The organism is Microvirga sp. TS319, from assembly GCF_041276405.1.
Classification (GTDB): domain Bacteria; phylum Pseudomonadota; class Alphaproteobacteria; order Rhizobiales; family Beijerinckiaceae; genus Microvirga.
Map to the genome: position 1 here is coordinate 3,924,255 of NZ_JBGGGT010000002.1, position 23,719 is coordinate 3,947,973.

Annotated in this window: 26 protein-coding genes, 1 tRNA gene and 1 pseudogene; 9 read left to right on the plus strand and 19 right to left on the minus strand. The window is 61.4% G+C overall.

From position 1 onward, the window contains the following. Positions 1 to 174: 174 nt before the first annotated feature. The 3 genes and pseudogenes from AB8841_RS27865 to AB8841_RS27875 form a co-directional block, all read right to left on the minus strand. Positions 175 to 483, minus strand: a complete 309-nt coding sequence (locus tag AB8841_RS27865; protein WP_370438979.1) for a hypothetical protein — start codon at positions 481 to 483, stop codon at positions 175 to 177. Positions 484 to 1,784: 1,301 nt separating this feature from the next. Continuing rightward, positions 1,785 to 2,291 (minus strand): MucR family transcriptional regulator, encoded by a 507-nt coding sequence (locus AB8841_RS27870; RefSeq protein ID WP_370438980.1) that lies wholly within the window; start codon positions 2,289 to 2,291, stop codon positions 1,785 to 1,787. A 179-nt stretch (positions 2,292 to 2,470) separates the two neighbouring features. Beyond that, a pseudogene (locus tag AB8841_RS27875) lies at positions 2,471 to 2,644 on the minus strand (transposase); the annotation flags it as partial. A 1,040-nt stretch (positions 2,645 to 3,684) separates the two neighbouring features. On the opposite strand from AB8841_RS27875, the gene AB8841_RS27880 reads away from it, so the two are divergent. Then, positions 3,685 to 4,275 (plus strand): GNAT family N-acetyltransferase, encoded by a 591-nt coding sequence (locus tag AB8841_RS27880; RefSeq protein WP_370438981.1) that lies wholly within the window; start codon positions 3,685 to 3,687, stop codon positions 4,273 to 4,275. A 172-nt stretch (positions 4,276 to 4,447) separates the two neighbouring features. Next, complete coding sequence (locus tag AB8841_RS27885; protein ID WP_370438982.1) at positions 4,448 to 6,952, plus strand: autotransporter domain-containing protein; 2,505 nt, start codon at positions 4,448 to 4,450, stop codon at positions 6,950 to 6,952. A 444-nt stretch (positions 6,953 to 7,396) separates the two neighbouring features. Here AB8841_RS27885 and AB8841_RS27890 read toward each other — a convergent pair. The 10 genes from AB8841_RS27890 to AB8841_RS27935 form a co-directional block, all read right to left on the minus strand. Beyond that, positions 7,397 to 7,473 (minus strand) — tRNA-Arg (locus AB8841_RS27890). Positions 7,474 to 7,598: 125 nt separating this feature from the next. After that, positions 7,599 to 8,276 carry a TerC family protein gene (locus AB8841_RS27895; protein ID WP_370438983.1) on the minus strand — a complete coding sequence of 226 codons (678 nt, stop codon included), beginning with the start codon at positions 8,274 to 8,276 and terminating at the stop codon, positions 7,599 to 7,601. 181 nt (positions 8,277 to 8,457) lie between these two features. After that, positions 8,458 to 8,796 carry a hypothetical protein gene (locus AB8841_RS27900; protein WP_370438984.1) on the minus strand — a complete coding sequence of 113 codons (339 nt, stop codon included), beginning with the start codon at positions 8,794 to 8,796 and terminating at the stop codon, positions 8,458 to 8,460. A 209-nt stretch (positions 8,797 to 9,005) separates the two neighbouring features. Beyond that, a complete protein-coding gene (locus AB8841_RS27905; protein WP_370438985.1) occupies positions 9,006 to 9,755 on the minus strand; it encodes a pseudouridine synthase in 750 nt (249 codons plus the stop codon). After that, on the minus strand, positions 9,752 to 10,657 hold the full coding sequence (locus AB8841_RS27910; RefSeq protein WP_370438986.1) for a class I SAM-dependent methyltransferase: 906 nt from the start codon (positions 10,655 to 10,657) through the stop codon (positions 9,752 to 9,754). The genes AB8841_RS27905 and AB8841_RS27910 overlap by 4 nt, the downstream gene beginning before the upstream one ends. A gap of 170 nt (positions 10,658 to 10,827) precedes the next feature. Beyond that, on the minus strand, positions 10,828 to 11,049 hold the full coding sequence (locus AB8841_RS27915; protein ID WP_370438987.1) for a hypothetical protein: 222 nt from the start codon (positions 11,047 to 11,049) through the stop codon (positions 10,828 to 10,830). 20 nt (positions 11,050 to 11,069) lie between these two features. Continuing rightward, positions 11,070 to 11,336 (minus strand): hypothetical protein, encoded by a 267-nt coding sequence (locus AB8841_RS27920; protein ID WP_370438988.1) that lies wholly within the window; start codon positions 11,334 to 11,336, stop codon positions 11,070 to 11,072. Positions 11,337 to 11,388: 52 nt separating this feature from the next. Continuing rightward, complete coding sequence (gene infA / locus AB8841_RS27925) at positions 11,389 to 11,664, minus strand: translation initiation factor IF-1 (RefSeq protein ID WP_370438989.1); 276 nt, start codon at positions 11,662 to 11,664, stop codon at positions 11,389 to 11,391. A gap of 96 nt (positions 11,665 to 11,760) precedes the next feature. After that, positions 11,761 to 11,970 carry a cold-shock protein gene (locus tag AB8841_RS27930; RefSeq protein WP_370438990.1) on the minus strand — a complete coding sequence of 70 codons (210 nt, stop codon included), beginning with the start codon at positions 11,968 to 11,970 and terminating at the stop codon, positions 11,761 to 11,763. 388 nt (positions 11,971 to 12,358) lie between these two features. Then, a complete protein-coding gene (locus AB8841_RS27935; RefSeq protein WP_370438991.1) occupies positions 12,359 to 12,676 on the minus strand; it encodes a hypothetical protein in 318 nt (105 codons plus the stop codon). A 182-nt stretch (positions 12,677 to 12,858) separates the two neighbouring features. On the opposite strand from AB8841_RS27935, the gene AB8841_RS27940 reads away from it, so the two are divergent. Further along, on the plus strand, positions 12,859 to 13,143 hold the full coding sequence (locus AB8841_RS27940) for a hypothetical protein (protein ID WP_370438992.1): 285 nt from the start codon (positions 12,859 to 12,861) through the stop codon (positions 13,141 to 13,143). Positions 13,144 to 13,147: 4 nt separating this feature from the next. Here the strand turns inward: AB8841_RS27940 and AB8841_RS27945 are convergent, their stop codons facing one another. After that, positions 13,148 to 14,095: a DMT family transporter gene (locus AB8841_RS27945; RefSeq protein WP_370438993.1), complete on the minus strand. Its 948-nt coding sequence runs from the start codon at positions 14,093 to 14,095 to the stop codon at positions 13,148 to 13,150. Positions 14,096 to 14,440: 345 nt separating this feature from the next. On the opposite strand from AB8841_RS27945, the gene AB8841_RS27950 reads away from it, so the two are divergent. From AB8841_RS27950 to AB8841_RS27960, 3 genes are read left to right on the plus strand one after another with little or no spacing between them, the layout of a single operon-like run. Beyond that, positions 14,441 to 14,830, plus strand: coding sequence for a septal ring lytic transglycosylase RlpA family protein (locus AB8841_RS27950; RefSeq protein WP_370438994.1), 390 nt, complete (start codon positions 14,441 to 14,443; stop codon positions 14,828 to 14,830). A 32-nt stretch (positions 14,831 to 14,862) separates the two neighbouring features. Further along, entirely contained in the window at positions 14,863 to 15,699 is an 837-nt protein-coding gene (locus tag AB8841_RS27955) for a hypothetical protein (RefSeq protein ID WP_370438995.1), read from the plus strand. After that, positions 15,692 to 16,864 (plus strand): thermonuclease family protein, encoded by a 1,173-nt coding sequence (locus AB8841_RS27960; RefSeq protein ID WP_370438996.1) that lies wholly within the window; start codon positions 15,692 to 15,694, stop codon positions 16,862 to 16,864. The genes AB8841_RS27955 and AB8841_RS27960 overlap by 8 nt, the downstream gene beginning before the upstream one ends. 54 nt (positions 16,865 to 16,918) lie before the next feature. On the opposite strand, the gene minE is transcribed toward AB8841_RS27960, so the two are convergent. The 4 genes from minE to AB8841_RS27980 all read right to left on the minus strand — a co-directional run bounded on the left by minE (position 16,919) and on the right by AB8841_RS27980 (position 19,600). Next, the gene (gene minE / locus AB8841_RS27965) at positions 16,919 to 17,179 is read right to left on the minus strand and encodes a cell division topological specificity factor MinE (protein ID WP_370438997.1); all 261 of its coding nucleotides are present in this window, start codon (positions 17,177 to 17,179) and stop codon (positions 16,919 to 16,921) included. Continuing rightward, complete coding sequence (gene minD, locus AB8841_RS27970) at positions 17,176 to 17,991, minus strand: septum site-determining protein MinD (RefSeq protein ID WP_370438998.1); 816 nt, start codon at positions 17,989 to 17,991, stop codon at positions 17,176 to 17,178. Before minD ends, minE begins: the two co-directional genes overlap by 4 nt. Before the next feature lie 21 nt (positions 17,992 to 18,012). Beyond that, entirely contained in the window at positions 18,013 to 18,741 is a 729-nt protein-coding gene (gene minC / locus AB8841_RS27975; RefSeq protein WP_370438999.1) for a septum site-determining protein MinC, read from the minus strand. A gap of 601 nt (positions 18,742 to 19,342) precedes the next feature. Next, positions 19,343 to 19,600, minus strand: a complete 258-nt coding sequence (locus AB8841_RS27980; RefSeq protein ID WP_370439000.1) for a hypothetical protein — start codon at positions 19,598 to 19,600, stop codon at positions 19,343 to 19,345. 257 nt (positions 19,601 to 19,857) lie between these two features. Between AB8841_RS27980 and AB8841_RS27985 the strand changes: the two genes are divergently transcribed. Together AB8841_RS27985 and AB8841_RS27990 are read left to right on the plus strand one after the other, a co-directional pair. Continuing rightward, on the plus strand, positions 19,858 to 20,625 hold the full coding sequence (locus AB8841_RS27985; RefSeq protein WP_370439001.1) for a sulfite exporter TauE/SafE family protein: 768 nt from the start codon (positions 19,858 to 19,860) through the stop codon (positions 20,623 to 20,625). A gap of 111 nt (positions 20,626 to 20,736) precedes the next feature. After that, positions 20,737 to 21,174 carry a hypothetical protein gene (locus AB8841_RS27990; protein ID WP_370439002.1) on the plus strand — a complete coding sequence of 146 codons (438 nt, stop codon included), beginning with the start codon at positions 20,737 to 20,739 and terminating at the stop codon, positions 21,172 to 21,174. Positions 21,175 to 21,239: 65 nt separating this feature from the next. Here the strand turns inward: AB8841_RS27990 and AB8841_RS27995 are convergent, their stop codons facing one another. Continuing rightward, a complete protein-coding gene (locus AB8841_RS27995; RefSeq protein ID WP_370439003.1) occupies positions 21,240 to 22,271 on the minus strand; it encodes a cysteine synthase A in 1,032 nt (343 codons plus the stop codon). 191 nt (positions 22,272 to 22,462) lie between these two features. Between AB8841_RS27995 and AB8841_RS28000 the strand changes: the two genes are divergently transcribed. Next, positions 22,463 to 23,698, plus strand: coding sequence for a YeeE/YedE family protein (locus AB8841_RS28000; protein WP_370439004.1), 1,236 nt, complete (start codon positions 22,463 to 22,465; stop codon positions 23,696 to 23,698). Positions 23,699 to 23,719 lie beyond the last annotated feature (21 nt).

The window sequence follows — 23,719 nt, forward strand, 5'->3', positions numbered from 1 at the left end:
CTCGATGATGCGGGGATGGGCTTACGATACGCATTGGCCGCATCGACGGGCCGGATCACCAAGCAGACTCAATGGGTACGGATCGCCGAAGAAACGGGAGCCATCGTAATACAGTATCGAAATTCTTGGCAACCCGGCTCGGCGAGGCCTTGGGATAACCCTGCACGATGGGCCTCAAGGATTGGCGGACCAGGCGGCAATGGTGGACGGGGTCCTCCTCTCGGAAATTTCCGCCGAGACGATTGCGCGAGGAGAGATCGCACGGGCCATGCAGGTCTGCATATGCAGCTTGCGCGCCTCTTCGATCATGGCCCGATAGGGCTCCTGGGACATGTTGTGGGTCCGGTGGATCAGTCTCGTCTCCTTGTAGCAGGCATCCCACCGGGCCGCCTGCTCGCCCGTCGGGGATTTCCAATCCTGGGCGAAGGTCCCTTCGGGGAAGAGTACGGATATGATCACCGCAACAACAGTAACAGCACGCATGTTTATACTCCCTGTTCAGGAGTTTAAACCATGAGGTATCCGCTTGTTGCCCCCTCTCAGGAGAACCTAAGAACTACCTCCTGGGCTCTTTCGGCCTTCGCCCACGGGCATCTATCGCCCCGTGGGCGAAAGGAGTATCCCGGTCGAGACAGTATGAGGCAGAACAGTCGATTTGAGGGGCAGTCTGCCGGCACACACCCATGAGGCTCGGTAAGGATAGCGATCTCTCCCCGCCACGGCTCTGGCGGGAGCAAGACAGCCGGGTTTTCCGCCGTGATGCAGGTCTGGGACGCTGCGGAACGGGCTTAGCTCGGCCGCCACACAAGCACCCTGGCCGACCTGTTCGTTGCGCCTGACAGCGTGGAGCAGATCCGTGCGCTAGAGCATCGGACGCGGGAAGTGGATTTGCCCTTTCGGGATCGCCTCCGGTGCTCCCTTCCTGGGAAGAGTGCATCGTTCTGGCGAAAAACCGGGTCCACTTTTTCGCACGATGTGCTAGCGACCCAGAGGGGCCGTTCGCCTGTGGCGGAAATGTACGTCCGGCAGCTCCTGCAAACGCCGCAGGAACTCCGGCCATAGGTCAACGGAAGCAGGCGGGGATCTTATCGGGACAGTTGTACGGGCTCGCAGGTCACGTGCCTGTCTTGTGCCAAATCAATTGTCATGGAATAGCTCAATAGCTCGCTTAGATTCCGATGCTCCGCACACTGAGGAAGATGATGAAAGGCAGTCGCCTTGAATGTACGGCGCTCATTTCCTTCTGTCTCTCCGGGTTGGCGGGCTGCACTGGCTCCGAAGCTCCCACAGCCGAGACCATGGCGGACAATGTTACGATGACTATCAGCTCGCACCTGAAGGCTGGGGTGACAGCGGTTCAGGACATTGCCGGCAAGCTGCCGCCCACGGCACGGATTGTTTATGCATCAGAGCAGTGCAGCATTTCCCAAAATGGCAGGGCAGAATGCGGGGAAGCTGCCGCCCGTGTCTGCCGGACGAAAGGTTTCAGCTCTGGAAAGCCTGCTGACGTGACAAGTGCTGATTCATGTCGCTTCACCTCATCCCCTGCTCTCCGGCCGGGTATCAGCGCAATCTGCAAAACCAAATATCAGGTCGCAGCTGCCTTCTGTTGGTAAATTAACAGCTTATTAACCCTACAAAGCCGAAGATCACGACAGCCGAAAGGTAGGCGAGGAGCGCGCGGATGTACCGCCTCCTCGCCATTCTGTTCCGAGCACAGCCTAACGCGCCCTCAAAGCAATTGCTGCTGCGTAAGGCACTCGGCGTTCGACTTTAAGAGCCTACTAGCTCGTCTTCTTCTTGGCTGGTGCGCGGCGCTTCGGCTTGGCGGTCTCGGATGGGGTCGTGACAATCTCATCCGACACAGCAGCCGATTTTGCAGCGGTCTTCTTCCTCTGCTGCCCAAGGCCCATTTTCTTGGCGAGTTCCGAACGCTTGGCGGCATAGCTGGGAGCCACCATCGGGTAATCGGCCGGGAGACTCCATTTCTCCCGATACGCACTCGGGGTGAGCCCGAGCTTCCCGAGATGGCGCTTGAGTGACTTGTACTTCTTCCCGTCTTCAAGGCTGATCAGGAAATCCGGCGTGACAGATTTACGAACCGGTATGGCTGGCTGGGGCCTCTCAGTCTCTTCCTGTTTAGGACCGCACAAACCTTGAAGAGCGGCGTGAACGGATGCGATGACGCCCGGCAAGTCGGCCCGTTGAACTGAATTGTTCGCTACGTAGGACGAGACAATATCTGCGGCAATGCTGATGAAATTCTGATTCTGCAAATCCAGTTGGGGCATAACTCTTCCAAGACTAGGTAGGGAGACGCGGGGATACATCGGCCAGTCAGGCCACGGGGTCAAGTCGCAGGATCGCGAGCGACGCACTCAGTTCAGGCCCTGCTCAACCCGGAGATCGCAGCGCCCCTCCTGAAGGAGAACAACCCGGCGAACCGGACTGCTAGAGCCTCGGACGCATATCAGGCGGCCTTGAGATGGTTCCGGCACTCCGGCGGCTCGAGCAGATCGCAGATGTCTCCCAGGGCCCGCCAGAGCGCATCAAAGGTGCGGGCTTCGGCCTTGCGCAGGTGCGCTTTGACCTTGGCAAAGGCCTGCTCAATCGGGTTGAAGTCGGGCGAATAGGCCGGCAGGAATGGCCCGCCTCGACAAAGCCCGCAACCCGCACGCGCAGATCCAAGGAGAAGCTCTGGGACATGATCCACCTCCTGCTATCACAAGAGAATCACACTTCAGCCCAAACCGAAACTTCTTGAACTTGCCTGCCAGTCCGATGTCTTAAAGCATCGGACGCAAAAGTGGGAACCGGGTTTGCGTGAAAAGATGCTCAGAAACATGGACTGACCGCATCGGATGTGGGGTCGATTCCATGTCCGGTGCTGTAGCTTGATACGGCGACCCGATTCGCAGGGAAGGCTAGGCAAGAGAACCCGCATCTATCAATTTTCAAGAGCGCAGGGGCGGCGTCTTTGACACACCACTGGCACACCAGAATAAAATTCCCCCACGGAAGAAGAGCCTATCTCCAGATAAGTGTTTGATACATTTATCAGAAATTGGCGCGCCCGACACGATTCGAACGTGTGACCTTTGCCTTCGGAGAGTAACTCGCTCGCCATAAAATCTTATCGAGCGTTTGAGCGCCGTCTGTGCGCTCCCTGACAGCTTTCTGCCGAATTCACGCAGCGTGTTTTTCCTTCAGCAAGTTGCCCAGAGCGTCTCTTGCCTGCTTTGTACGGGTCGCCGTCGCATTCAAGACGTTGAGCATTTCATCGGTCGAGAGAGGGGCATGCTCAAAGTGAACCAGCAGGGAGCTTCTGCCACAATGCACTCCAAGCGCGGTGCACATGCAGCATGCAGTGGTGTTTACTCGGCCTTATCGTTGACGCAACTGGCGCAGGCCATTGACCCCGTAGGCATCGGCTCGACCACCGGGCGGTGCAAGGCACCCCTGGTACACTCGGAACGGCGAAACAAGGACCGCCGTCTCATGGCGCTAGAAATTCCCAACCGCACCCAACTTTTCCCCGACGCCTCAGATGCCGTTGGCTGTCTGAGGCCTGCGGTGACCATCGTATCCTGATGAGGGAGCGCCTGAGGCGTGCCACATCTCTCTCACGTCTTGACTGCAAAGAGCCTTACCTCTCTTGTGCAGCTGATCCCTGGGAATGCAGCCATGAACAACCCTACGCCAATCATCCTTCGCACCGAGCGCTTCGAGCTGCGCACGATGAACAGGAGTGATTCGCCAGAAGCTTTCATGCGCTGGGCCTCGGATCCGGAGATGATGGCCCCTATGAACCTGCCTCCCCGTTCACTAACGTCCGCCCAGGTTACCGATTACTGGGGAGGCTTTGATAACACGAGCCGCTACTTCTTCGGCATCTTTGAGCGCACAACACAGCAACAGGTCGGCTTCTGGGTGGTCGAGCTCAATGATCTCCACAAGACATCGACATGGCACCTGGCCGTCGACCGAAGCAAATGGGGTGAGGACGTCGCCGTCGAGACAGGCATCATGCTGCTCGATTGGATGTTTAGTAAGATCGGAATTGAGAAAGCAATTTCCACGACCCTGACCACGAACGAAAAGGTCATTCACCGCATGAGGATGGGCGGATGGCAGTTGGAAGGCGTGCTGCGGCAGGAAGTGCGCTCCCTGACAGGAGAGGGGCGCCTCGATCAGATGCGGTTCAGCCTTCTGCGCGACGAGTGGCCTGCGGCCCGGGCCCGGCTGATCGCCGCCTGGGAGAAGTCCCGCCCTTGACTCTGTGGTAATCCGGCAACTCAGGAATAAATCCTTCGTCTTTGAAAGTTTATAACGGATTGAAGAGAGGGCTTCTCTAACGTTTAGTCAGCAAGCTCCTTGCCTGTCCCTCACAAAAGCTTAATCCGCCATGTCTCAACGGACTACCCTGCTGTCCAGCGCCTCGCTGGTCGTGTTCACACTCGTCTCCCATGTCACGGTCTCAACACCGGCTTGGGCTGATTGCACCATTACAAGCGGGGGCGGCTCACTCACGTCCGTCAGCGCCGGGTCACAAATCACCTGTTCGGCACTCCCGCCGAATACGACCGGTATTCTCGGTGCAGCCGACAACGTGAAAGTTGATGTGGGAGCCAATGGCAGCATTGTCGTCCAAGACAACGTTACCGGTGGCGGCCCACCGGTAAGCACTGCCATAGAACTAGGAAACGGCGCTCAGATCACTGTGGCCGGAGATATCGTTTCTTCAGGCAAGACTTCGACGGGTATCCGCACCGGAAACGATCTTTCCCTCCTCATTCTCTCGGGAGGAGAAGTCAGGGCTGATGCTATCGGCAACCCACCCGCGTCTGCATTCGCTGTTCAAACAGGGGACAGAGCAAACATCACTGTTGGCGGTGACATCGTAACAAGCGGCAAAGGTACTGCCATCGATGCCGGCCAGGATCTCACTCTGCTCGTCCTCTCCGGCGGGCGAGTGTCCGGCTACGGCACAGGGATCTCTGTCGGGGATCGGGCCGACGTAACCGTCGGCGGTACGATTGAAGCTTCGTCCGAAACGGGCACAGCGATCAATTTTTATGAATCGAACAACCGCCTCACTTTGCTTCCAGGCTACTCAATCATCGGTAACGTCGTTGGTTTCGACACGACGAACACCTTGCGCCTTGGCGGCACCGGGCAAGGAACGTTCGACGCGTCACAGCTCGGCACTCAGTATTCGAACTTCAGCACGTTTCAGAAGGTTGGCTCCTCTACATGGACGCTAACTGGCACGAACCCGGCCGCTGCTCCAATCGATGTGCTGGAAGGGCGCTTGGTCGCCGACGCAACGATTGAGAATGCAGCTTTCACCGTTGCCGATGGCGCCACTCTTTCGGGTATCGGTACGCTCGGTGCCATTACGGCTGAGAATGGCGCCATCATCGCGCCTGGCAGCGGCGGCATCGGCACGCTGACGGTGAACGGCAATGTCACCTTTGCGGCAGGCTCGATCTACCAGGTCAAAGCCAATCCCACCCAGGCGGATCGCATCACAGCCTCTGGCACGGCGACCCTGAACGGCGGCACGGTGCAGGTGCTGGCGGAGAACGGCAACTATCAGCCCTCCACCACCTATACCATCCTCTCGGCGGATGGCGGGGTGATCGGCACCTTTACGAATGTAAGCTCCAACCTCGCGTTCCTGACCCCGAGCCTCGGCTACGACGCCAAGGCGGTCAACCTGACGCTCGTGCGTAAGACCGAGCCGCAGCCGCCAACGCCTCCGACGCCACCAGCGCCGCAGCCGGTGGCCTTCCATTCTGTGGCCGTGACCGGCAACCAATATGCGGTGGCAGATGCCGTCGAGGCTCTTGGCACCGGCAACCATCTGTTCGATGCTGTGATCGGCCAGAGCGTCCCCGGTGCAAGGCAGGCCTTTGATGCGCTCTCCGGCGAGGCGCACGCTTCGGCCGCGACCACCGCCTTCAGCAGCGCCGGCCATGTGCAGAATGCCGTGCTCAGTCGCCTGCGTGGCAGCCCCATACCTGCCTTCGCGCAGATCGAGGGCACGTACGCGGCGGCCTACGCGGCCGATCGGCCCGGTGTTGCTCGCCAGCCTGCCGCCATTCCGGTGCAGACCTTCGATCCCCGCCGCTTTGCGCTGTGGGGCGAAGGCTTCGGGTCCTGGGGCAAGGTAGACGGCAGTGCCAATGCCGCAAGGCTCGACACCTCCACAGGAGGCTTCATCCTCGGTGCCGATGCCCAAGTGGCGGATGCCTTCCGCGTTGGCTTTGCGGCTGGCTTCACCCGCACCACCTTCGATGTGGACGGCCGTCTCTCCTCGGGCTCGAATGAGACGGTATTCGGCGCACTCTACGGTTCCGGCTCCTGGGGCAACGTCACCCTGCGCGTCGGCGCCTCCTACGCGGGCCATGACATCGACACCCGGCGGCAGGTGCAGTTCCCGGGCTTCAGCGATCAGGTCAGCGCCTCCTATGACGGCTGGACGGCGCAGGCCTTTGGCGAGATCGGCTATCGCGTCGATCTGGCCGCCGCGCAGGTGGAGCCGTTCGTCGGCGCCTCGGTGCTGCGGCTGCACACCAATGCCTTCCGGGAGGAAGGCGGGCCCGCGGCGCTCGCCGGCTACGCTCAGGATCAGGATCTGGCCACCACCACGCTGGGCGTGCGGGCGGAAGCCCGCCTGAGTGATACGGTGCCGCTGATTGCACGCGGCCTGCTCGGCTGGCGCCATGCCTATGGCGATGTCGCGCCTGAAGCGCTGCTCGCCTTCAGCGGTGGCGCATCGGCCTTCACGGTGGCGGGCACGCCGATTGATCGCAATGCGCTGGTGGCGGAGGCCGGTCTCGACTGGCAGATCACTCCCGCTGTGACGCTCGGCGCCGCCTATGTGGGCCAGATCGGATCCCAGGCGCAGGAGCACGCCCTCAAGGGCAACTTCATCTGGAAGTTCTGAGGCCGCGGCCGAACTGAAGTTGCCTGCTGAGGCCGCGCTGCTCGTCTATGGGGCAGCATGGCCTCAATGTTTTGGCCTCTCCGAACTTTCAGTCACTGAACCTCACAGGTCGTTCGGGCCCGAAGGCCCCAGTAGACCTTCACATCCGGATCCGGCAGCGCCTCAAGGCGCGCCGCATAGACCTCATCATCCTCATCGGCCTGTTGAGGATACTCCCAACCTTGAGCAGATACGTCAGCGCCGCCTCGGTGGAGCATCCGTACTGGTTCGCGAACTCTCTCACCCGAGACATCGTCTGATCGTTAATACGCTGAAAGGTTTCGATGATCGCCCTGATGCCCCTGAACATGGCTAGTATTGCGGACGAGCTTTCGCACCCGATCCACCCTAACACTCAAGCAACGAAAAACCCCGCCAAGTCTTTGACGGGGTTTAAGAAATTGATGGCGCACCCGACACGATTCGAACGTGTGACCTTTGCCTTCGGAGGGCAACGCTCTATCCAGCTGAGCTACGGGTGCTTGAGGCGGTAGGGCCTGATCTCTTCCCTACCCGATTAGAGCGCCTAAGACAACCTCTGACGAGGAGGTTGCTGAGGCAACCTCCTCGTCTTGGGTCATGGCCGAAGCGGCGGCCTGCGCGAGAGCTACGCCTCGTTCGCCGTCCTCTGGCGCACGAGATAGCCTATGCCTAGCACGAGGAGCGCTCCAATGATCGCCGTCGGGATTTCAGCCTTGTGGCTGAAACTCTCCCCAAGCTGGCCGACGAGCCAAGGATCGGAAATCAGCATCTCGCCCGCGACCCAGCCCAGGAGAGCCGCTCCGGCCCAGACCAGAAAAGGCAGGCGGTCCAGCAGCATCATGATGAGGGCCGCTCCGGCCACGATCAGGGGGATCGAGATCGCCAGTCCAAGGATCAACAGGAAAGTCGAGTCCTGCGCCACGGCTGCGATGGCCAGAACATTGTCGAGGCTCATGACGGCATCGGCCACCGCAATCGTCCAGACGGCCTGAAGCAGACGATCCGTCTCCTTCACCGAGCCTTCGTCATCCTCGCCCCCGAGCAGCTTCACGGCGATCCAGAGGAGCAGCAGGCCGCCGATGATCTTGAGGAACGGTGTCGACAGGAGGGCCGCGACGATCACCGTGAAGACGATCCGCAGGCCGACCGCAACGGCGGATCCGAGAATCATTCCGAGGCGGCGCTTATCCTGCGGAAGGCCGCGACATGCCAGCGCGATGACCACGGCATTGTCGCCGGAGAGGATGATGTTGATCCAGACAATGCCGAGAACTTTGAGAATTTGAGGGAGTAAGGCTTCCATGGCGAAAACTTGCTTAGCGCTCGAAGAGCGAGGAACCGGCGATCCCGTGGTGTCGTGCAGACCGGTTGTCGTTTCTGAAACCGGCGGTTCAATGCTGTTCGAAGAAGAGACGGCTGCGCTCCTTCCCGGAGACGCAATGCGGGCGGCCGGCGGCAGCTGAATACTGCACGTCCGGATGGATTCAGACGTGAAGAGCCGGTGGTCCCGTCGCGCGCCAGGCTTCGAGAAGATCGAGCGTCAGAAGCGGATCCGTCGCCTCCCGGGTAAAGCCTCGTCCCTGTACGCCAGCCGTCAAGCGGCAGACGGTGGGGAGAAGCGGCGCGTCTCCGTCGCTCCATCGATCCCGGGCCGTCTCCCGGTCACGCTCGCCATCATCGGAAGGGACAGAGAAGGAAAGCGTCTCCTCGATCTGGGGCAGAAACAGGCTCTCCAGCTCATTCCCGACGGCAGGAAGCCATGCCAGGAGCAGCAGCCCCAGCAAGGCCTGCGCGATGAAACGGAAAATGCGGGGCTGAGCCAAGGCTTTATCCAGCTGGGCTAGGGAATGTGAGGCACTCGGCCCGTTCTAGAGCATCGGACGTGAAAAGGGGAATCCACTTTTGGGAATGCATCCGATGCTTCCTCCGAGAGAAGCGCATCGTTCTTGCGAAAAACCGGATCCACTTTTCGCACGATGCTCTAGACCTAACCGATCGGTTGCCCCTGGGCAACCTGGAGAGCGAACGTCGTTCAAGCGCCTTTGGCAGGCGGCAGGAGCAGCCGCAGATCGGCCTCGGTCAGGAGCCTGTATTGCCCGGGCTCCAGATCGGCGGGCAGATCCAGATCCCCAATCCTGTCGCGATGCAGGGCCGTCACGTGATTGCCCAGTGCCGCGAACATCCGGCGGACCTGATGATAGCGTCCTTCGGTAACCGTGAGATGGGCGCTTTGTTCAGACAGCGCCTCCAGGGTCGCCGGCTGGAGCGGCTTGTCCTCGCCCTCCAGCATGAGGGCGCCGGAGGCGAAGATCTCGGCCTCGTTGCCCTCCAGGGGGCGGGCAAGCGTCACGTAGTAACGCTTCGGAACATGCATACGAGGGGAGATGATCCGGTGCAGCAGGCTTCCGTCATCGGTCATGAGCAGGAGCCCGGAGGTGTCCTTGTCGAGGCGACCGATGGTGGAGATCGCCGGATCGCGGCGGCGCCAGCGCTCCGGCAGGAGTCCATAGACCAGTGGCCCGGCCTCTTTATGGGAGCAGGTGACCCCGAGCGGCTTGTGCAGCATCAGGGCCAGACCCGGCGGCGGATCGAGGGGCTTGCCGCGAACGACCATGCGCCCGGAGAGATCCTGCGTGACGGCAACACGCTCGTCGGCATCGTCCACGACGCGCCCATCGAGCGTGACGAGACCGGAGTGGACGAGCTGCTGCACTTCGCGGCGCGAGCCGTAGCCCAAATTGGCGAGCAGCCGGTCGAGACGGAGCGTGGGTGTCTTGCTCATCTCTGGGCCTCGTAGATCTTGTAGCCGTCCGCCTCGAGGTGAGGCGCCACGCGCTTGAACAGTGATTTCAGCACCCCCTCATAAGGCAGGTGACGATTGGCGACCAGCCAGAGCACACCGCCGGGGCGAAGCGCCTCGGCCGCCTTGCGAATGAAAGCCTGACCGAGGCTCTGGTCCTCGGCACCGCCATCGTGAAAAGGCGGATTCATCACGACGAAATCGAGGCCGCCAAGACGCCCCTCCGCGCGCACATCAGCCCAGCGGATCTCGGCGCGGCTGTCCTCGATATTGCGGGCGGCCATCTCGGTCGCCCGGCGATCGAGATCCAGCATCACCAGATGGGTCACTCTAGGCGAGAGGAGAACCGTCCGGGACAGGATTCCGACGCCGCACCCGAAATCGGCCCCCCTGCCACTCAGGGTCGGCAGACTTCCCTGGAGAAGGGCGCTCCCGGGGTCCAAACGATTCCAGCTGAACACGCCTGGCTGCGTCCACGCCCTCAGTTCCTCGTGGAAGCGCGGCGCGCCCTCGGCAACGGCTTCGCGGATGCCGGCGGGATGGACGGGCCTTGTCGCGGAGCAGATGCGGTAGTGACGGCGGGAGGTTTCCCTGATCTCGCAGCCGAAGCTCTTCAGCTCCTTGGCGAGCCGCGAGCCGCCCTTGTCCTTGGGCGCGAGGGCCGTGAAAATGCCTCCGGGAGCGAGCGCCTGCAGCGCCAGTGCGACGGCGTAGCGACGCTCAACGGTGCCGGGAGGGGCGAGCAGCACCATCTCCCTCAAGGACCCCTCGGTCTGGTCCTCCAGCTTTCGGGAGCCGGGAATAAGAGGGGAGAACTGAATGCCGTCTGGTGGCGCTTCGATCAGTTCCGCCGGAGGCGTTCCATAGACGCCAGTCGATATCATGTCTTGCAAAGCTGCTCGGTCCAAGCTGAACGAGCCGTGTTCTTATTACGCCTGAGCCCGAAAGGTAACCCTCGAACGCCCAAAGCCTCGGCCTTAGAGCATCGGACGCAAAAGTGGGAACCGGTTTTTCGCTCGAACGATGCGCTCTTCCCAGGATGAGAGCATCGGGTTCAATCGGCCGTGGGGCCGCCGGGCTGCGCGGCAATGGGCCGGATCTCGGACTCGCCGACAGCCCGTTGGGTGCCGCTCATGGTGTGCCGGATCCGATAGCCCAGCTCGCCGGTGCTGCTTTCCGGCATGAGACGAATGACCTCGTAAATGCCGTCCGTCCGATCCGCGAAACGCATCCCGGCAGAGTGGACCAGCTGCCCCAAGGCGTATTTGTGGCTCACGAAAGCCTCCTCTATCGCGATCAGTTGAGAGACATGGACCGGGGCACCGTATGGGCCCTGATCGGCAGAGTATGCTCGACTTCCGCATCGATCTGCTGATCGATGATTTCGGCCAGCACCATCGTGTCGTCATCCTCCATGGCGCTGGCCGGGTAGATCTGGAACTCGCTGTTGCTTTCCACAACGACAGCGTCCCGCCCGAATCGCAGCACGCAGTTGGTCTGGCGCATGAGCCATTCCGGCACCCTGTCGCCAGCCTCGAACGTCCAAGTCTTTTCAGACATCATTCCCCTTCTCTGGGCCAAGATCCTCGGACCAAGATCCTCAATCCGGTGCGGTTTACCGGCGGCGAAACTGCGGACGACGCGCCGCCGGGCGGGGACCGCCTGCTCCGCTGTCCTTGTGACGGAAGATGAGCCGGCCCTTATCAAGATCGTAGGGCGACATCTCGACGGTGACACGGTCGCCCGCCAAGGTCTTGATGCGATTCTTCTTCATCTTGCCGGCCGTATAAGCGACGATCTCATGACCGTTCTCCAGCTTCACGCGGTAGCGGGAATCCGGCAGGATTTCGACCACCTCACCCTCGAATGTGATCAGTTCTTCCTTCGCCATGGAGACATTCCTTCTATCGAAACAAAAAAGCCGCTCCCGAAGGGCGGCTTTGACAGGCGGCGTGACGCGCACGCCGCCCGATGAAGAGGCGCAGATTTAGGCCGTCTGAATGTTGTTCACGGCGATCTTGCCGGAGCGACGGTCCTCAGCGGTGTCGAACGAGACCTTCTGGCCTTCGCGCAGACCGCGGATGCCGGCCCGCTCGAGAGCGGTCGCGTGGACGAACACGTCCTTGTCGCCGTTGTCCGGCTGAATGAAGCCGAAGCCCTTTTGATCGTTGTAGAACTTAACGGTGCCCGTAATCATGGGTGTATTCCTTGGGTTGTATGCGTCAGTGCACGTGAACGTCAGGCGCGCAAAAGCACGACCGCTCGTTCGGTTCGTCGATGTTTGGGAGAGTGTCTGAACGTGCGCCCGGCATGCCAAGGCGTTACGGCCCGATTGTCCGGCCAAATGTCGATGGCGATTATCTAGTACCACAATCAGGCGATTACAAGGCTTACGGCAAAAGTAATCTGTTTCGGGCCGGTCCTCGCCACGGTTAATGCCTGACGGCCCATGGAAAAGCCTGTCCCGAACAGTGCGAAACCATGCCCCCACACGTCACGCGTGAGCCGTCATTCGACCCGCGCCAGAGCATCGGACAGCGCATCGCTTGCGGCGAAAAACCGGATTCCCCTTTTCGCACGATCCGCTAGCGGCAGACGATGCGAGCGCTCGGGCAGTAGGAAATGTAGGCAGGGGTCGGGCAGTAGGTCTGCGCGAAGGTCTCGGTGATGGTGCAGGTCACATGCACGCGATAGCCCCGCTGCGGGACGCCGACAGCCTCGTGCAACACGGAATAGCCGAGCCCCTGATCGGGCAGGCGGGCGATGGCGCGCTCCGGAATCGCCGGCGCGATGTGGGTCACGCGAGCGGTTCTGGTCACCGTAACCTGCGCCATGTCGGCTGCCTGGGCCTGCTGGGCCAGAAGGCTCGCCATGAGCGCGATCCCTAAGGGTTGAAGCTTCATCTCACGTCCCTCGCCATTTCACACAGTCAACTGCAACGCCTGCGAGAGAATAAATGCCGTAAGGGCCATTCGGATCCAGGCGGCCTCCCGCACGAGGCATCGGAATTCGCATGGCTTTAAACAAGAAGTAGGATGTTGTGCGCGATAACCCTTCCGAAGTGTCGTGAAACAAACAGAATAACATGCATCACATCCACCTTGCCGAAGGGCTGCGCCTCCGTTTTCCAGCACGCAGCGCCGATTTCGATCAAGGCGTCGAGGTCGGCATGCTGGCTGCCCTCATGAGCCAGGAAGTCTCCGAATTCAGCCGCCGCATCTCGAAGTCCAATCTGGGTCAGGTCCGTGCCGTGGCCGAGCAGTTCGGTTACCGCTTGATCGAAGGCGGGACCTTCGAGGAGTGGGTCGAACTCACCTTTTACGGCCGTGCCGCCCGCCCGCGTCTGCGGGTCGTGCATTCGGGAGCCTGAGCGATCAGGCTCCTCCGCGCGCCTGCAGCATGCGGACGCGCTCCCGATAGGCCGTATAGAGGCCGCTCGCCGCGATGATGCAGGCACCCCCAATGGTCCAGCGATCCGGAAAGGCGCTGAAAGCCAGATAGCCGAGCACCCCTGCCCAGATCAGCTGAACGTACGAAAATGGCGCGATCACGGATGCATTGCCGTAACGGTAAGCAAACACGACGAGCCACTGGCCGATCGAGAAGAACAACCCCATGAGAATTCCCAGCCCGATTTCCCTACCCGTCGGCGCGACCCAGTGGAAGGGAAGCAGGAGGATCAGGCCAAGGCAGCCCAGAACGGCCGTGTAGCCAAGGGTGGTCAGCGGTTGATCGCTGCCGCTCATCTTGCGTGTCACCACGGCGCCGGCAGCCCAGCTTGTCGCGCCGAGCAACGGCAGAAGTGCTGTGGCCTGGAAAGCATCGGTGCCAGGGCGGATGACGACCAGAACGCCGCTGAGACCGACAAGGGCTGCGAGCCAGCGCCGCCAGCCCACTGTCTCGCCCAGGAACAGGATCGACATCGCCATGATCAGGATCGGCGAGATGAAATAGATCGCGGTCGATTCAGCGACCGGCAGAAAGCGCAATCCCTGCGCGAAGAACAAAGTCGATCCGATCACGCCCAGGCTCCTCAGCACCTGGAGGCCAGGACGCTTCGAGCGAAACAATGCCCTGCCTCCCGTGAGCAGGATCATTGGAACGACGATGCAGGAGAAAGTGGTGTAGCGAATCCAGGCGATCTCGACTGCGGGCAATGTGGCGGCCAGGGACTTGGTAATGACATCGCAGAGACCGAAGAAGACGGTCGATGCCACGAGAAGCAGAATGCCCCGGACCGGAGATTGAGCCTGCACATGAAGGGACTGGTCGGTGATCCTGGACGAAGTCTCGCTCACGGCGGACTTGGAAACAACGGGCATGGGGGGCTCAAGAAAGAGGCTCGCAGCGCACGCGTGCGAGCCTGGAGGCGATCATGCAGCCCACTAGAGGTTCATCCTGCCGGAATGAGAAGTGCAAAGACCACACCGGCACTATGCTCCCGATGAATGGATCCGCCATTCAGTGATCGGGCGGACAAATCGTTCCAGCGTTGTCTTGACCCAGCCTGGCTATTTCCGGCCCACATGCGGCACACATTAACGTTTTTCTGAACGATCATTCAGGAATACCGTGGACTAAATTTCCCCATCACCAACAATGAAGGTCTCATTGTTGCCCCATTAGCCTTCATTTTGCGCCCATCAACAAAAACAAGGGGATGCATCATGGAACAACGCAAGGTAACATACAGACTGGCCGCAATTCTTCTTTCGGCGCTTGCTGTCACGCCTATTGCAGCGGCCCAGGCACAACCGGCGAAATCATCCGGAAAGGTCGTTCAGAGCGGCCGCGCCTCCTGGTATGGTCCCGGCTTCCACGGGCGCCGGACCGCGAGCGGCGAAGCCTTCAATACCAATGACTTAACTGCGGCTCATCGCACCCTTCCCTTCGGCACCCGCGTGCGGGTCGTCAACAAGCGCACCGGAAAATCCGTGGTAGTGCGCATCAACGACCGGGGACCCTATGCCCATGGTCGCGTCATCGATCTTTCCCGCGCGTCGGCCCAGGCCATCGGCCTGACGGGTGTGGCTTCCGTCACTGTCGCGGTGCTCTGATCGACCCTTCTCCCCCTGGCGATCGATGGAACTTGGAAGCCTCCAGCCCGCTTTTACCCGGTCATCTTTTTTCAAGCAGAGAAAGCTGTTCGGACGATTTCATGCAAACGGGGCGGTTTCTGACAACGACACTTTCCATCGTCGCCCTGCTCTGTGCGGGCGGCTCAATGGCTCTCGGCCGAGAGGCAAGGCCATGGGTCGACCCGCCGGCGGCCAATGGCGCCGCACCTGAGCCCAAGCCATCTGCCCAAAGGCCCCCTGACCAACCTTCGCAGCCCCCCAGACTGCCACCCGTCTCGCCGGGCCCTGAGACGCATCAGGCTGCACAGCCGCCCCAGGCTCTCCCTCAGCTCCCATCGCAAACAAAGGCCGAGCCGCAGACAAAAACGGCCAAACCACAATCGCAGCCGCAGCCGCAAGCCGAGCGGCGCCTTTCGAGAGCGGATGCAGCAAAGAACTTCGCGATCGATTATCTGGCCTCATGGTCGGCCCGCAATGATGTGGCCCTCGGCGCTACGGCCGAGCTTTACGCGCCGCGGGTCCTCTTTCATGGGCGCACCATGAGCCTGGAGCGGCTTTTCAAGGAAAAGCAGCGCTTCGCCCGGCGCTGGCCCGAGCGCGATTACCGCCCTCGTCAGGAGGCCATCGGGGCCGAATGCAACCCGGCTGGCACGGTCTGCACGGTGCATGCCGTGTTTGATTATTCCGCCACCAACCCGATGCGCCGTCGCACCTCGGAAGGATCGGGCGCACTTCAGCTCATTGTGGAATTCATCGGTGAAAAGCCGATGATCGTCGCCGAACACAGCACGCTGCTCAAGCAGACCCGCAAGCGCACGCTTGCTTTGGAGGGAAACTCGAATGAGTGATGGCGCGTCTCATCACGAGACTTCCAGAGACCTGGGCGACACGCCGATCGGCAATGCCGTGCAGATGAGGGAGCAAATGCGCGCACTCATCCATGCGGAAATTGAAAAGCTCAACCCCACCGACGATGCGCGTCGGGCTCTGGAACTCATCATCGAATCGTCGTTGCGCCCCTCACGCGTCGACGGGGACCTCAAGCTCACCGTGATCGATGCCGCGGGACAGCCGCGCATGATCGAAAGGAACGGCCAGCAGGTTCCGTTCACGTTGCAGGACCTGATGGCTGAATTGCGCTCGATTCATCCGGTGCTCTTCAAAACGCCGGCCGCGCCGAAGCCAACCGTTGGCGAGGCGGCGGCGTCTCCGATGCATCTCGTACCGTCGTCCGACGAGAAGGACGGGAAGCGGGATTGGCTAAAGCTCGACTCCAACGAGCCGGAGACTGAAAGCGCGCCGATGCCATCGCTCGGAACCCATGCGCTCGCCCATTGGCGCAAGAGGAAAGTTCGTTTCCACGCATTGTCCACGAGAATGTCCGACACGTTGAATGGCACCCGAACAATAGCGCGTGTTCGGCGGGGAGTGGCCGGTTCCATCGAAGATTCCAAGAACCGCGCTCAGGCGTTCTTCGACAATCTTCAGGACAAGCCCGTCTCTCGTCGTCCCGGCGTTGCTCTGGGTGTCGCGGCGGCGGTCCTGCTGCTGCTCGGCTTCGGCAGCGCCTTCCTGCTCCTTCGGCCCGGAGCCGTCACGCAAGCCGGGATCGACGGGCCCTCGGAAACAGGCGCTCTAGCCTCCCAGGTCGCGACCGCGCAACCTCCCGCAGGCCGGTTGTCCGGGGGACGGACCCTGCACGGCGTGCCGGATGTGATCGATACGGCCACCCTGTCCCTTGAAGGCGAAGTCGTTCGCCTGTTCGGCGTGGAATGGGCACCCGGCGCCGGCAAGCCCGAAGACCTGACGAATTACCTTCGGGGACGCGAAGTCACCTGCGAGCCCACCGGCGGCGCCGACACCTATCGCTGCCGAGTCGGCGAGCAAGACCTGTCACGCGTCATTCTGTTCAACGGCGGCGGTCAGCCCACCGCCGAAGCCACGCCGGAACTCAAGGCCGCCGCGGACAAGGCGCGGGAAGCGGGGATCGGCGTCTGGAACAAGCAGCCATAAGCAAAACGGCCCTCTGCACGGCAGAGGGCCGCCACCATGTTCCAAGGCATCCGATCAGCGCGCGCCGACCGGCGCGGGGATCTCGACCTCGATCTCAAGAGTGGAGATGTCCGCATCGCGGTTCATCTTCACCTGCACGTTCTGGTGTTCGACCATCACGTGACGGCGCACGACAGCGAGGATTTCCTCACGCAGCTGCGCGACGAGATCGGGCTTGCCACCCACGATGCCGCGTTCGTGCGCCAGCAGGATCTGTAGGCGCTCGCGCGCTACAGGCGCCGACGTGCGGCGGTTGAAGAAACTCATGAGGCTCATGCGGCCCTCCGTCCGAACAATTTGCCGAGCAGACCCTTCTTTTCGCTCGGGATCGTGAGCTCGACGGTCTCGCCCTTCAGCCGGCGCGCGGCGTCGAAATAGGCACGGCCCGGTGCGCTGGCAGGATTGTTGAGAGTCACTGGCGATCCCACGTTCGATGCACGCAGAACCTCTTCGCTCTCGGGGATGATGCCGATGAGCGGGATGGAAAGGATTTCCAGAACGTCGTCGACCTTGAGCATCTCGCCACGCTCCGCGCGGGCAGGATCGTAGCGGGTGAGCAGCAGATGCTTCTCGATCCGGTCGCCGTTCTCCGCCTTCTCGGTCTTCGAATCGAGGAGCCCGATGATGCGGTCGGAATCGCGCACCGAGGATACTTCCGGATTGGTCACCACGACGGCCACATCCGCATGGCGCATGGCCATGGTCGCGCCGCGCTCGATTCCGGCCGGGCTATCGCAGATGATCCAGTCGAACTTTTCGCGCAGGTCGCTGAGAACGCGGGCCACGCCCTCTTCCGTCAGAGCGTCCTTGTCGCGGGTCTGCGACGCGGGGAGCAGCGACAGGTTCTCCAGGCGCTTGTCGCGGATGAGCGCCTGGGAGAGCTTCGCATCCCCCTGAACGACGTTGATGAGATCGAACACCACGCGGCGCTCAGCGCCCATGACGAGATCGAGATTGCGCAGGCCGACATCAAAGTCGATGACAACGACCTTGTCGCCGCCATGCGCCAGTGCCGCGCCCAGAGCTGCCGAGGACGTTGTCTTGCCAACGCCACCTTTGCCGGATGTTACGACCAAGACTTTGGCCATTGTCGTCTCTCTTTCTCTCTATCAATCCAGGGTTTGCAGGATGATCGAATCGCCATCCAGGTGAACCTGGATGGGTTGACCGTGGAATTTTGAGCCGAGATCGTCGGCAGTCTTGTAGAGGCCGTCGATGGCAATCAGCTCGGCCTCGAACTTTCTGCAGAAGATGCGGGCGCGGGCATTGCCCGTGCAGCCGGCGATGGCGCGACCGCGCAATGCGCCGTAGATATGGATGGAACCGCCCGCCACGATCTCCGCGCCCGAAGCAACGGAGCCGAGAACCGTCACGTCGCCCTCCGGATGAAGGATCGACTGGCCCGAGCGCACGGAGCCTTCGATCATCAGCGACTTTTCGGCAGACGGCTGATAATCGAGCGGAGCGACAGCGTCCACTGCGGCGGCGGCAGCATCTGCTGCGTCCGGGATATCGATATCACCCGCGGGCTTGCCGCCCGTGATCTGCTGCGGCATGTCGGGCTCGACATTCTCGGGCGCGGCGCCTTCAAGGCCGATGATGCGGATATTGCGCATCTTGAACGCAGCCAGGAGAAACTTCAGCTCGGACTTGGAAGGCTTCAGGCTCGACACATCGGCAATGATCGGACGTCCGGAGAAGAAACCGGGCGAACGTTCCGATACGGCGTCGAGGTCCTCGAGCCAATCCCTCAGCGGCACTTCAGGCGCGAGAACCAGGGCCATGAAGGACCTGCCACGAAAACGAAGAGCGGGACGGGGGCGAACGGCGATGGTCACGGGAGTTCAAATTCCTTTAATACCCCCCGATTTCGAACGCTTATGGTTAATGGACCGTTAAGAGTTTCCCAGCTTGCTAACAATTTTTCAGTAGCCGCTCGGAAAAGCGCCCTTTTCCCAAGGGCTGTGGAGTGTCTTTCCGTTAAGAATTTCAGTCCACTTAAAGGAATATATAGACATACCCATTCCAAACATGGTTATCGTTCATATTCTTACTAATATTGAACCCTATCAATGCACGATCTATCGAATATTTATCGAAAACGACATTAAGTATTGCTCGCTTAAATTTTCACTGTCAGAAAAATTCCTTTCATAATACTTAGCATCCTGGCAAAACGATTAAGGTGGCTTACAGCCAAAAGGCTGGACGGCGCAGCGGTTCCCGGATTTTTCCCCGCCTGGAAAAATGACCCTTAAAGTACGGCCTGCCGACAAGTCGGTCAGGACTAATCCCGAAGGCCATATCCAGCCTCTGTCCCACAGAATTCCGACATGAACCTGCGAGTGCATGGCCCGGAGGGTCTCAGGCTTTCCGGGTGGCCGAGTGTTTCAATGTAACGTCACAAAGGAAGCGTCGGAACCGGCGCCGGGGACGCCTTTAGAACGGCACCCACTCTCCGTTCTCGGTCAGGGCTTCAACGGCTCGCTCCAGAGCGGTACCCGCATCCAGGAGCTGCTGTGCGGTTTGCTGAATGCGCAGGGAAGGACCGGGAAGGGCCGCCACATGCTCGGTCATTTCACGCACGCGCTCGATCAAGTCGATGAGATCCGCGGCCAACGCCGCACGCTCCTCCGCCTCCGAATGGACGGTTCTGGCCTGCTTCAGGCGCGGGGCGAGGGGAATGACGTTCGACATGTGTTCTAAAATCCGCGCTCACGGGCCGAAGAGCAATGGACGCTCAAGCTGCGATCCACAGGAAACCGCAGGTTTTACAGTCTCAAATCGCGCTTTCTCGCCGTTTCCGGCCTCCTTGAGCATCGGACGTGAAAAGTGGGAACCGGTTTCGCGTGAAAAGATACGCTAGACCTTCGCCCTATGGGCTCAGGAGGCATCAACATGCTATGGGCCCGTCCCATTGCCCCCGCCTTTTCCCTCTCCGGATAGATCGGACCATGGAACTTACCACTGCGGCTCTTCTTGCGGCTTCGGGTCTTGCAGCAGGTCTCGTCAACGCCATCGCGGGCGGCGGCACCTTCTTCACATTCTCGGCCCTGGTCGCGGCCGGTCTCCCTCCGGTCGTGGCCAATGCCACGAGCGCAGTGGCGGTCACGCCTGCCAATCTGTCGAGTGCCTGGGCCTACCGGCGCGAATTGGCCGCGAACATCCGGCGCTTCGCAGCTCTGGGCGCAGTGAGCCTGATCGGCGGTCTGGGGGGAGCCTACATCCTCACCGTCACGAACAATGAGGCCTTCCGCCTGCTCGTGCCGTGGCTTCTGCTGTTCGCGACCGTGCTCTTCGCCGCGAGCCCGCGTATCGTGGCGCTTGCCCGCCGCATCGGAAAGAGCGAAGGCAAACATCCCTCTTCCCGTGCCTGGGTGGCGGGTCTCGCCTTCCAGACGCTCGTTGCCATCTATGGTGGATTCTTCGGTGCCGGCATGGGCATCGTGATGCTGGCGGCGCTTGCGATCACCGAAGGCGACGACTTTCACCTCATCAACTCGGCAAAGCATCTCTGCTCCACCCTGATCCAGCTCGTCGCCGTCGTGCTGTTCATTGCCGCGGGTCTCGTGAGCTGGCCCGAAACCTTCATCGTCGGCGCTGCATCCGTGATCGGCGGATATCTCGGCGTCGTGTTCGGGCGTCGCCTGCCGGCGAGCGTGATCCGCTGGCTGGTGATCGGTGTGGGAGCCGCACTGACACTTTATTTCTTCATTCGCTGACCGCGCAAAAACTTCACGCACGATTCTCATTTCTGCGAGCCTGCCCGATTCACGCCACAACAATCCCGCTTTCTGTCACGGTTCGAATCTATATTTTCAGAGGATGATCTCGTGGCTGAAACACAGAAACTTGCAGACCTCACCAGCACACAATCGGTGAGTGCTCTCGGCCTGCGCTGGGCCGCCCTGCGCGGAATGCTGAACTCGCCCCTGATCACCGCCGAGGAGCAGAGGGCGCTCCGCGACGAGCTGCTCGTCGAGCTCGCCACCGTCGAGCAGGATTTCAGCACTTTGCAATCCCGTAACCCGATGGAGATCTCGGCAAAGGTCGATATCGCGAAATCCGCGCTGCGGGACAAAATCGACGCGAGCGAGCTGTGGATGATCGATCTCCTCGAGAGCATCCAAGCCGATCTTCAGAACGTCGCGGTGCCTTCCAAGAACGGGCCAATTCAAGCGACACGCCCGCCGGTCAATCTCTCCCGCACGCATCCGCACCGGGCGGAAGACGGCGATCCGGTGGAGACCAGCACGCCGTCCGCTGCATAAGGCACTCTAACGATCCAACGCCGCGCCGAACCCGAAAGCCGGCGCGGCTTTTTTTGCAGAGACCGCTACACGAGCCCGGGATCGATCGTGCTCTTGCGCTCGAGCCATGCGGGCACGGGCAAGTTCTTTTCGCGCAGGAAGGCAGGGTTGAAGAGCTTCGATTGATAGCGTGTGCCGTAATCGCACAGCACGGTCACGATCGTATGTCCGGGGCCGAGATGGCGCGCGAGACGGATGGCTCCCGCAACATTGATGCCGGTCGATCCGCCGAGGCACAGGCCCTCGTGCTCCAGCAGGTCGAAGATGATCGGCAGCGCCTCCTCGTCGGGAACCTGGAACGCCACGTCGATGGGTGCGCCCTCCAGGTTCTTCGTCACCCGGCCCTGGCCGATGCCTTCGGTGATCGACGTGCCGGTGGCCTTGAGTTCGCCCGTGTTGACCCAGCTCGCGATGGCCGAGCCCATCGGATCGGCCAGCGCGATCGTGATCTTGGGGTTCCGCGCCTTCAATGCGACGCCGACGCCCGCAAGCGTTCCACCGGTGCCGACCGCGCTGGCGAACCCGTCGACCTTGCCGTCGGTCTGCTCCCAGATCTCCGGCCCGGTCGTATCGATATGCGCCTGGCGGTTCGCCACATTGTCGAACTGGTTTGCCCAGATTGCCCCGTTGGGCTCCGAGGCGGCGAGGCGCTCCGCCAAGCGGCCTGACACCTTCACATAATTGTTGGGATTGGCATAAGGGACTGCGGGCACTTCGATGAGTTCGGCGCCCGCGAGCCTCAGCATGTCTTTCTTTTCCTGGCTCTGGGTCTCCGGAATCACGATCACGGTTCTGAAGCCCATGGCATTGGCAACCAAGGCAAGCCCGATGCCGGTATTGCCGGCAGTCCCCTCCACGATCACGCCGCCGGGTTTCAGCAGCCCGCGCTTGACCGCATCCTGAATGATGAAGAGGGCCGCCCGGTCCTTCACCGACTGTCCCGGATTCATGAACTCGGCCTTGCCGAGAATGGTGCATCCGGTGAGGTCGGAGGCACGGCGGAGCTTGATGAGCGGCGTATGGCCGATAGCGGCGGGGACGTCGGGCTTGATGGACATGGCTGCGATCATTCCTTGTGGTTTGGGACCATCCTCGGGCTGCGGTCGAAAGGCGCAATCCGAACCTATTTCACATCAGATTATGATAATAGCTTGCTTTATACACATATTGACGTTCTTTAAAAAGAACCACATGTTCAGTTTGCAGGTCGCGAGACCCCCTGACCCATCGACATAGCAAGGAATGCTCCATGTCCAGCTCTGCCATGGCTCCGCCTCTTTCCTCAGGAAAAAGTGTGAGCTTGACCGTCAATGCTCCCGCCTCGCTCGCCGCCGCAGCCGGCATCCTCGGTGGGGCGGCGCTTCTCGGAGCCATCGTCAACCCGAAGCAGGCAGCCCTTTACGTGCTCGGCGCGGCGCTCGGCCTCGTGCTCTACCACGCCGCCTTCGGCTTTACCTCCGCTTGGCGTGTCTTCATTGCGGACCGGCGCGGCGAAGGCCTTCGCGCACAGATGGTGATGCTGGCGATCGCCTCCATCCTGTTCTTCCCCGTCCTCGCATCCGGAACCCTCTTCGGCCAACCCGTCGCGGGCAATGTCTCACCGGCGGGCATCGGCGTGGTGTTCGGGGCTTTCATCTTCGGCATCGGCATGCAGCTCGGCGGGGGCTGCGCCTCCGGCACGCTCTACACGGTGGGCGGTGGCTCCACGCGCATGCTGATCACGCTTGCGGCCTTCATCGCGGGCTCTGCCATCGGCTCGGCGCACCTGCATTGGTGGACGGCGCTGCCGAGCCTGCCGAAGATCTCGATCATCGAGCTGTGGGGCCCCTGGACCGCTCTGGTCGTGCAGCTCGCCGTCTTTGCGCTGATCGCTGCCGTCACGGTCGTGTTCGAGAAACGCCGGCATGGCAGACTGATCGACGCCGCGCCCTCGCCGCGCCAGGGGCTCTCTCGCTTTCTGCGCGGCCCCTGGCCGATCGTGGCCGGTGCGGTGGCTCTCGCGCTGCTGAACTTCGTCACGCTCTCCCTCGCAGGACGCCCCTGGGGCGTCACCTCCGCCTTTGCCCTGTGGGGTTCGAAGATCGCGGCCGCCATCGGCTTCGATGTGGCAAGCTGGCCTTACTGGTCGTCTCCCGCCCGCCTGGCCGAGCTCAACGGCAGCATCTTCAACGACATCACCACGGTGATGGATTTCGGCATCATCCTCGGTGCCCTGCTCGCGGCAGCGCTCGCCGGCCGCTTCGCACCGGTTTGGAAAATCCCGCTGCGCTCCGCCGTTGCCGCCGTCGCCGGCGGCCTGCTCCTCGGCTACGGCGCGCGCCTCGCCTATGGCTGCAATATCGGGGCCTATTTCTCCGGTATCGCCTCGGGCAGCCTGCATGGCTGGGTCTGGCTCGTAGCGGCCTTCGCCGGCAACGTGATCGGCACCCGCGTGCGTCCGCTCTTCGGTCTCGAAGTGGAACGCGTGAAGCTCACGGGCTGCTGAGGCCGGTCATTCAACCTGTCG